The organism is Arsenophonus endosymbiont of Bemisia tabaci Q2 (assembly GCF_902713415.1).
Classification (GTDB): domain Bacteria; phylum Pseudomonadota; class Gammaproteobacteria; order Enterobacterales; family Enterobacteriaceae; genus Arsenophonus.
Map to the genome: position 1 here is coordinate 1 of NZ_CACTIE010000154.1, position 9,394 is coordinate 9,394.

Consider the following 9,394-nt stretch of genomic DNA (forward strand, 5'->3'; position numbering starts at 1 on the left):
ACGTCATCCGAAAGGCGACGAAAACACTCGACAAACGTTTCAACAAAAAAACAACAGTATGAAAAAGAAGGCAAACATATTGTTTTTATTGATGAAAGTGGTTTTTTAAACAATACCCCGCGGACTCACGGCTATTCCCCGAAAGGTCAACGGTGTGTTGGTCTCAAGAACTGGGGAGCTAAAGGAAGAACAAATGTTATCGGCGCTTTATTGGGCAAAACGCTGTTTGCTATCGGATTATTTGATATCAATATTAACAGGGATGTTTTCTATGCATGGGTCACCCAAGTCCTTATCCCAGTACTTCCTAAAAACAGTGTAATCATGATGGATAATGCAACTTTTCACAAGAAACAGAGTATTCAACAAGTCATCATCGATGCGGGGCATATGGTGTAATATTTGCCTACCTATTCGCCAGATCTTAATCCAATTGAACATAAATGGGCACAAGCTAAATGCAAAAAAGGAGCGCTCAGATGCGACACAGATATTTTGTTCGCACTCAATATAGTGTAATCAAAATTAAGTCGCTTAGCTATAGTTGAAGGATTTAAAGAAGAAAGTATCCCTACAATTGCACTGTATCGAGCGACTTCCAATCACCCTTTCTTGGATATCATGGATCAATACCTTATAGCAGTCGCAAGCGATGACAAACAAGCTACCCAACTTCTGTAATTGAATATTAACTCTCCTGAATAGATAGCCGATTATATCGCTAATTGGTTAACAGACAAATGATAAAAATAAATAATAAAACAGACTATTTTATTAAAAATAGATTTTTATTGTAAGTTCTGGATGAATTGAATAGTTATTATTACGATAAGCAAGTAACAGTACCATTAATAAATTAAGCTATATTATCAACCATCTAATAGCGTTAGTTTTCCGCCGATAATCCTTAACCAATAATCTAATTCACGGGTTAAAAACCTATCAATCAAAATAACCACTGACAAGACAGTGATTATTTCATAGTAACAAATTCTTCTGCCGCCGTTGGATGAATAGCCACGGTATTATCAAAATCTTGTTTAGTAGCTCCAATTTTTAATGCAACAGAAAAACCTTGCAAAATTTCATCTATACCAAAACAGACACCGTGAATACCGACAATTTTCTCTTCTTCACCAACACAAACCAACTTCATACGGCAGGGTTGACGATGAGCAGTTACCGCTGTGTACATTGAAACAAAAGAGGATTGATATACTTTAATCTTATCGCGACCAAATTTTTCTTTTGCTTGTGGTTCAGTCAAACCAACGGTGCCTATTGGCGGATGACTAAATACTACTGTAGGTATATTGCTGTAATCCAGATGCTCAGCAGGTTTATTATTAAACAAACGTTCTGATAATCGACGGCCAGCTGCTACAGCAGCTGGGGTCAATTCGACCGCTCCGGTATTATCACCGACTGCATATACTCTTTCTATATTAGTGTTTTGGAATTTATCAACTTTAATATAACCTTTGCTATCCCGTTCTATACCAGCCAGATCAAGACCTAAATTGTCTGTCATTGGCTCACGACCAATTGCCCATATTAATGTATCAACATAATGTATCAACAGTTTGAGCTTGGCCATTTTCTAATTGTAAAGTTAAACTAACATCAGAGTTTTTAATCACAGCTTTAGGAATAGATTCAGTATGCAATGTTATACCTTCATTTTCCATGATCACTAGCAATGATTTAACCAAAATAGGATCAAAATGACGCAAAGGAGCATATTGGCGAACAAACAAATGGGTCTCACTACCCAAAGCATTCAATACGCCAGCCAATTCAACAGCGATGTAACCAGCACCCACTACTGCGACTCGTTTAGGTAAAGATGTTAATTTAAAAAAACCATCTGAATCTATCCCATATTCCGCGCCGGGAATATTAGGCCAAGTAGGTCTCCCACCGATGGCAATTAGAATATGATCTACGGTTAGCCTGCTACTATTAACCTCAATGGTATGAGCATCAATAAAACGCGCAACGCCATTAATTACCTTAACTTTGTTAGTGCTCAAACCAAGTTCATAAGACTGATGGATACGATTAATATAGCTTTGTCGGTTAGTGATCAATTTCTGCCAATCAAATTGATTAATACTCGTATTAAAACCATAATCAGGCCCATAAGCTTTTATCGCTTCTGCAATTTGTGCGGCATACCACATGATCTTTTTGGGTAAACAACCAACATTAACACAAGTTCCACCTACTGCTTTTGCTTCAATAAGCGCACATTTCTGACCATAAATAGCAGCACGATTTATTGAAGCAATTCCACCACTACCACCACCAATAGCAATATAATTATAATGCTCATTCATCGTTAATTTATTCTATTTTATTAATTAAATTACAGTTTAACTAACATTCTTATAGAGCTATTTATTAATAACCCGTTAAAAACCACCAAACTACAATGAGGAATAAAAAATCTATTCCGGCACAATCCACTCTACACAGGTATGACCTATTCCTTCGGGCACTAAAACCTTATGTAACCATGGTAAAAACGTACGCATCTGTTGTTCCAATTTCCATGGTGGATTAATAATTACCATGCCCGACGCCGTCATTCCTCGCTGATCGCTATCTGGACGTACTGCTAATTCAATCTTTAGTATTTTACGGATCCCACTATTTTGCAGTCCGTGCATCATTCGCTTAACTTGCTGTCGTAAAACTACTGGATACCAAATAGCGTAAATTCCTGTAGCAAACCGCTTATAACCTTCTAAAACAGCGTTAACCACTGATTGATAATCTGATTTTAATTCATATGGTGGATCAATCAAAATAATGCCTCGACGGCTTGATGGCGGGAGTTTAGATTTTAACTGTTGAAAACCATCTTGCCATAAAACTTGTGCTCGTTTATCTTTGGCAAATTCTGATCTTAGTATGGGATAATCACTAGGGTGTAATTCCGTCAATAGCAGTTTATCCTGCTCGCGTAATAAAAACTTAGTCAATAATGGCGATTCTGGATAATAGTGAAGATCAACCTTTGGCATTCAGTTTAATCATTACTGTTAGGTAAGCAGCTAACTCTGTGGGCAAATCATCTCGTTGCCATAAGCGCGCAATTCCCTCAAGATATTCTTCCGTCTTACCAGCATGCCTAGCTGTTAGTTGATAGCGACCAGCTCCAGCATGAGTATCAAGATACAGAAAAGGCGTTTCTTTTTCCTTGAGAAACTCAATAATCAAACTTTGCACAGTATGCTTTAATACATCTGCCATGACTACCAGCATGGAAACTGTGACGATAGCTTAACATAAATTTATTACCATTTAATGTAAAAAAACTGTTTTTGCGGGGGCTAAGTATAACTACTATTATACTTATATTACCATACATTTTATCACAGTAACATTAAACTCTCATAATGACATAACATATTTATAGCATTATGCTAAATAGACTATTAACAATATTAACAATAAAAGGTGAATAGACGATGAGAAAAATATCATTATCCATATATTGTATTGCATTTATGCTTGGTAGTAACTTGGTATTTGCTAACCAACATATAAATTTGTGTGAAATAAAAAAAACATTACAGACCCAAATCAAATATGCAAAAAAGATAATAATCAAGATAAAATTGATGGGTTAAAAACGGCTTTAAAAAATTTAGAGAATAATTGTAGCTCTGAGTTTATATATCAAAAAAAATAAAAATGAAGTTGAGAAAAAACGCTTAAAAGTTAGAGAACGTCAAGTTGACTTGAAAGAGGCAGAAGCAAAAAAGATAAGAATAAAATTAGTAAGCAGCAACAAAAACTGCAAAAAGCCAAAATTGAACTGCATAAAGCAGAGGAAATATTAAAAGCAAGTAAATAAATCATCAGCAAATTAAACGGATTTAAATAAAAATAGGTCATGCTTAAAAATAATTTTGAGCAAATGATAGCCATGCAGCCTAAGGAGAGGAAAAAGGTGAAAAACACATTGAGCAAAAGTCTTGTTAGTGGTAAAAAAGGATTAACCTATTCAAAGAAGTGGGTTGATGTTATCTGTAATATTCCACTTATTGCCCATTTGATCCGCGCGGCAGAACGTTTTAATGACCGTATGGGCAACCAATTTGGTGGCGCTATAGCTAAGCGACTTAATTTTGATTACACCATATTGAGTGCGAACAAAATATCTGTGTAGCATCCGAGCGCTCTTTTTTTGCATTTAGCTTGTGCTCATTTATGTTCAATTGGATTAAGATCTGGCGAATAGGTAGGCAAATATTCCACCATATGCCCCGCATCGATTATGACTTGTTGAATACTCTGTTTCTTGTGAAAAGTTGCATTATCCATCACGATTACACTGTTTTTAGGCAGTACTGGGATAAGGACTTGGGTCACCGATGCATAGAAAACATCGCTGTTAATATTGATATCAAATAATCCGATAGCAAACAGCGTTGTGCCCAATAAAGCGCCGATAACATTTGTTATTCCTTTAGCTCCCCAGTTCTTGAGACCAACACACCGTTGACCTTTCGGGGAATAGCCGTGAGTCCACGGGATATCGTGTGAAAAACCACTTTCATCAATAAAAACAATATGCTTGCCTTTTTTTTCATACTGTTGTTTTTTGTTGAAACGTTTGTCGAGTGTTTTCGTCGGCTTTCGGATGACGTAGAGTTTTTTATAGGTCAATCCCATTTTTTTAAGAGCTTGCCAAATGGCCTTCTGACAAACGCCAAAACGCTCTTCACGCTCTTTTTGGTAAGCATCTGGATATTGTTCAACATCTTTTATCAACTCGGATTTATCGATTTTTCGCTGATGCGTAGTCGATGCTTTTGGCCCTATTTGATTAATCCAACGCGATACAGATGCAGAACCAATCCGAAATTGCTTCGCTGTTTCTCGGATACTCAACCCTTCTTCTTCCATCGTAAATATCACTTTACGTCTAAAATCAATTGAATAGCTCATATAAATAATGTCATCAAAATTAAGTCGCTTAGATATATATTCACACCTCATAAACAATAAAACTATTCAAGGTGATGACTCTGTTAAAATAACCGTACTAGATACAGCTATTAAATATAATGATCAATTGATCGCTAAAAACCAAAAATATCAGTTGGTAAATAGCCAATTTAAAAATAATGAGGAGGGAACGATAACTGCATATGATATCAGGAATGTTGATAACGCAAATCGCGATCCTGCGGTTAAATTAGATATCACTTTAATTAATAAAGCTAGCTTTATTGATGAAGGACAAATCGCTATTGGCGCTCAAAAAAATGATAAGCCAACAGTTTTCCCAATTGGTAAGGTAACACGCTATCAATATGGTACTTTAAATATCATTAAAGACAACACAAGCCAACTTCCTGCTGCTTGGGAACAAGTTTTCACCGCACAATAAATTGTACCAAATCAGTAATCTTACCAAGTATGGTTACTGGTGATTACCTACAAGAACAAGTGCCAATATAGGTAATAACAGAAATAAAAAATAATTAATTATACATAAAATCCCTTGAAGATTAATTTAAGGGATTTTTAATCGCTGAATAGATTATTGCAATAAAGAGATATCAGCTACCTGTAAAAATAAATCACGCAACTGACTTAGCAAGGTCAGACGATTGATCCTGACTATTTGATCGCTATCCATCACCATTACATTATCAAAGAAAGCATCGATAACCTCTCGCAGTGAAGCTAATTCAGTTAATGCGCTCTGATATTGTCCGTCAGCCAATAATGGTGCCAGTTTATCTTCTAAAATAACCAGATGAGCCGCTAAAGTGACCTCTTCGGGCGCTTTTAACACTGTTGCGGCAACATTGTCATTCAATTTTTCATCTGACTTATTCAGAATATTGGCAACCCGTTTATTAGCCGCCGCCAGTGCTTCTGCCGCTGGCAAAGTCCGAAAATGGGTAACGGCTTTCACACGAGCATCAAAATCTGCCGGTTTAGTTGGCCGACGAGCTAAAACAGCCTGGATAGTATCAATGCGATAAACTTGCTCTTGATACCAAGCACGAAAACGTCCCAGCATAAACTCAACAACATCATCGACAACATTTTTATTGGTTAGCTTATTAGCATACAACTGGGCCGTCTGCTGTGTTAATGCTAATAAATCCAGATCGTAACCCTTTTCAACAATAATACGTAATACACCAAGCGCCGCACGACGTAAAGCAAAGGGATCTTTATCGCCCTTAGGTGGTTGGTCAATACCAAAAATACCTACCAAAGTGTCCATTTTATCGGCCAGCGCCAACGCAACCGCGATATGATTAGAAGGTAACTGATCACCAGCAAAACGGGGTTGATAGTGCTCCTTGATTGCCACCGCCACATCTTCCGCTTCACCATCCCGACGGGCGTAATACATCCCCATAACACCTTGTGTGTCGGTAAACTCAAACACCATATTGGTCATCAAATCACATTTGGATAACAGACCAGCACGAGTAGCATGATTGACATCGGCACCCATTTTAGCTGCGATCCAGCCGGCTAACACTTCTAAACGATCGGTTTTATCACGCAATGTACCAAGTTGTTTTTGGAATAAAACTGTTTCCAGTCTGGGTAAATATTCTTCTAAACGCTTTTTACAATCGGTTTTAAAGAAAAATTCAGCATCTGCCAAACGTGGACGGATCACCTTTTCATTACCAACAATGATTTGCTGTGGCTCAGAAGATTCAATATTGGCAACAAAAATAAAATTAGCCATCAAATTACCAATCTGATCATAAACTGGGAAGTATTTTTGATCGCCTTTCATGGTATGAACTAACGCTTCCGCTGGTACAGACAAAAATTTCTGCTCAAATTTTGCGGTTAATACCACTGGCCATTCAACCAATGATGTTACTTCTTCGAGTAAACTATCGGACAATTCAACAATACCGCCTAATTGCTGTGCTACCTTATTCGCCTCATACTTGATTAAGGACTTACGCTCTTCATAATCAGCAATAACTTTACCACGTTCAAGTAAGATCGCAGGGTATTGTTCCGCTGAATCAATAGTCAGTTCAGCTTCTCCCATAAATCGATGGCCACGGATCACGCGATCGCTCTGAATACCCAATACTTCACCTTCGAGCAGCTGATCACCCAATAACATGATTAAGGTATGAACAGGCCGGACAAATTGTGTTGCCTTGTCTCCCCAGCGCATCAGTTTTGGGATCGGTAACTGATTCAATGCATTTGCTACCATATCAACAAGCAACTCTTTTGCGGCACGGCCTTTACTGGTCGCACGATAAAATAACCATTCCCCCTTATCGGTGACCAAACGTTCTGCCTGCTCAACGGTGATGCCACAGCCACGAGCCCAACCTTCAGCGGCCTTCGTCGCTTTACCTGTCGCATCAAAAGCCTGACTAATTGCCGGGCCGCGCTTCTCAACTTCACGATCAGCCTGATGTGCGGGCAAATCGGTGATTTTTAATGCTAAACGACGGGGAGAGGCATACCAAAGCACTTCACCGTATTGCAGTTCAGCCTGTTCTAATTGATGTTTAAAATTTGCCGCAAATGATCCAGCTAATGAACGAAGAGCCTTCGGCGGTAACTCTTCTGTGCCGATTTCCACCAGAAAAGTCTGTTGCATAATGACAGCCTCTTAATTCTTATTTTTACAGATTGGAAAACCTAATGCTTCACGAGCGGCATAATAAGCTGCTGCAACCCCTTTCATTAAGGTACGAATACGTAAAATATAACGTTGCCGCTCAGTGACTGAAATAGCTTTACGTGCATCCAATAAATTAAACGTATGGGCAGCTTTTAAAATTCGTTCATAAGCGGGTAAAGGCAATACCGTTTCTAGTGACAATAAATATTGTGCTTCTTTTTCATATTCTTCAAAACGTTTGAAGAGAAAATCAACATTAGCATACTCAAAATTATAAGCCGACTGCTCAACTTCATTTTGATGATAAATATCACCATAGGTTGTTTTGCCTAACGGGCCATCAGACCAGACTAGCTCATACACACTGTCAACCGCTTGAATATACATAGCGAAGCGCTCAAGCCCGTAGGTGATCTCGCCGGTAACCGGTTTACACTCCAAGCCTCCGACTTGCTGAAAATAGGTAAACTGGGTGACTTCCATCCCATTTAGCCAAATCTCCCAACCAACTCCCCAGGCTCCCAAACTTGGGTTTTCCCAGTTATCTTCAACAAAACGGATATCATGAACAGTGGGATCTACCCCTAATGCTTTTAATGAACCAATATATAACTCTTGAATATTATCCGGTGAAGGCTTAATAATGACTTGAAATTGATAATAGTGCTGAAGACGATTAGGATTTTCACCATAACGTCCATCAGTTGGCCGACGAGATGGTTGCACATAAGCAGCAGCGATTGGCTCCGGACCTAGTCCCCGCAAGCAAGTCATCGGATGGGACGTCCCTGCACCAACTTCCATATCAAATGGTTGAACAATGGTGCAGCCTTGACGCCCCCAGTAATCCTGTAATGTTAGGATCAATCCCTGAAAGGTTTTGGTATCAAACTTTTGCATGTTAGATTGGCGCGATAGATAGATTGTGATTTAAAAAAGTGATTCAGTATACCCTTTGGCGAACAGATATGCAGCACTGATTACACATTGATGTTGTTTTACATGAAAACAGCCTAATAAATCTTTAGTAATTTTAAGTTAGCTGATTGATTAGCTCCATCACTAGTTAATCATTAACATTGAAAATTAATTCAACGGTTATCAGCAAAAAAGATATTTTTAATTTGGCTTACTGCAATACTTTTTCTGCCATATTCATATGACCGCGCAAGGTCTATTTATAAAATAAAATCATGGGCCGTTACAATGTTAGCTGCAACTTTAATGACAAAATCTTGCTTTAAATCATCATCAGCATTGATACTGATATAATGAAAATGGTTTCTATTGTTATAAGATATAACGGTTTCGCCAGGAACAGCGTTAAACTCGAGCACAAAATGAATAAAATTTTTACCATTTTTCGCATCATTATGATTGGCATTGATCGCCGACAAATCAATTTTATCTTTGTTTGTTCGAAAATCCATTATCATATCAGGTGGTGTAGGTAACGACTCTTCAAAATCAGTATAAACAAAAATATTAGAAGATAGTGTTTCATTTTCTAAGGAAGGAGAAAATAATTCCTTGTGATTATTGGTTCTCACTATATGTTCAGGTTGTTGAGATTCTTGATATGGCGGAGTGAAAAGAACATAAGAATGAATCTTAGCTATATTTTTACTAAAGGTGATTGGATTTATATAGCTGGGCGACTTTAAAATGATTACAAGTAATTACTCTATATCAGTAAATTTATATTGGAGAAAAACATATATTTTGTAATCAAAATTAAGTCGC

General features: G+C 37.7%; 9 protein-coding genes and 2 pseudogenes. 4 read left to right on the plus strand and 7 right to left on the minus strand.

The genetic code is table 11. From position 1 onward, the window contains the following. Nucleotides 1-87: 87 nt before the first annotated feature. Both ARSQ2_RS08405 and ARSQ2_RS14935 read left to right on the plus strand, forming a co-directional pair. Nucleotides 88-399, plus strand: coding sequence for a transposase (locus ARSQ2_RS08405; RefSeq protein WP_238334404.1), 312 nt, complete (start codon nucleotides 88-90; stop codon nucleotides 397-399). A gap of 183 nt (nucleotides 400-582) precedes the next feature. Further along, on the plus strand, nucleotides 583-681 hold the full coding sequence (locus ARSQ2_RS14935; protein ID WP_420837762.1) for a hypothetical protein: 99 nt from the start codon (nucleotides 583-585) through the stop codon (nucleotides 679-681). Between the two features lie 292 nt (nucleotides 682-973). Here the strand turns inward: ARSQ2_RS14935 and gorA are convergent. Further along, nucleotides 974-2,339 (minus strand): annotated as a pseudogene (gene gorA / locus ARSQ2_RS08415) (glutathione-disulfide reductase). A 111-nt stretch (nucleotides 2,340-2,450) separates the two neighbouring features. Continuing rightward, a pseudogene (locus tag ARSQ2_RS08420) lies at nucleotides 2,451-3,295 on the minus strand (23S rRNA (adenine(2030)-N(6))-methyltransferase RlmJ). A 282-nt stretch (nucleotides 3,296-3,577) separates the two neighbouring features. Here ARSQ2_RS08420 and ARSQ2_RS14940 point away from each other — a divergent pair. After that, the gene (locus ARSQ2_RS14940) at nucleotides 3,578-3,700 is read left to right on the plus strand and encodes a DUF1090 family protein (protein ID WP_181995022.1); all 123 of its coding nucleotides are present in this window, start codon (nucleotides 3,578-3,580) and stop codon (nucleotides 3,698-3,700) included. Nucleotides 3,701-4,015: 315 nt separating this feature from the next. On the opposite strand, the gene ARSQ2_RS14050 is transcribed toward ARSQ2_RS14940, so the two are convergent. Further along, nucleotides 4,016-4,204, minus strand: coding sequence for a hypothetical protein (locus tag ARSQ2_RS14050; RefSeq protein ID WP_181995024.1), 189 nt, complete (start codon nucleotides 4,202-4,204; stop codon nucleotides 4,016-4,018). Between the two features lie 11 nt (nucleotides 4,205-4,215). Continuing rightward, nucleotides 4,216-4,962: an IS630 family transposase gene (locus tag ARSQ2_RS08435; RefSeq protein ID WP_181995017.1), complete on the minus strand. Its 747-nt coding sequence runs from the start codon at nucleotides 4,960-4,962 to the stop codon at nucleotides 4,216-4,218. Nucleotides 4,963-4,969: 7 nt separating this feature from the next. Between ARSQ2_RS08435 and ARSQ2_RS08440 the strand changes: the two genes are divergently transcribed. Then, nucleotides 4,970-5,407: a hypothetical protein gene (locus tag ARSQ2_RS08440; protein WP_181995018.1), complete on the plus strand. Its 438-nt coding sequence runs from the start codon at nucleotides 4,970-4,972 to the stop codon at nucleotides 5,405-5,407. A 153-nt stretch (nucleotides 5,408-5,560) separates the two neighbouring features. Here the strand turns inward: ARSQ2_RS08440 and glyS are convergent, their stop codons facing one another. The 3 genes from glyS to ARSQ2_RS08455 form a co-directional block, all read right to left on the minus strand. Next, on the minus strand, nucleotides 5,561-7,630 hold the full coding sequence (gene glyS, locus ARSQ2_RS08445; RefSeq protein ID WP_181995023.1) for a glycine--tRNA ligase subunit beta: 2,070 nt from the start codon (nucleotides 7,628-7,630) through the stop codon (nucleotides 5,561-5,563). A gap of 9 nt (nucleotides 7,631-7,639) precedes the next feature. After that, nucleotides 7,640-8,551, minus strand: a complete 912-nt coding sequence (gene glyQ / locus ARSQ2_RS08450) for a glycine--tRNA ligase subunit alpha (protein WP_181995019.1) — start codon at nucleotides 8,549-8,551, stop codon at nucleotides 7,640-7,642. Nucleotides 8,552-8,829: 278 nt separating this feature from the next. Next, nucleotides 8,830-9,201 (minus strand): M10 family metallopeptidase C-terminal domain-containing protein, encoded by a 372-nt coding sequence (locus ARSQ2_RS08455; protein WP_181995020.1) that lies wholly within the window; start codon nucleotides 9,199-9,201, stop codon nucleotides 8,830-8,832. Nucleotides 9,202-9,394 lie beyond the last annotated feature (193 nt).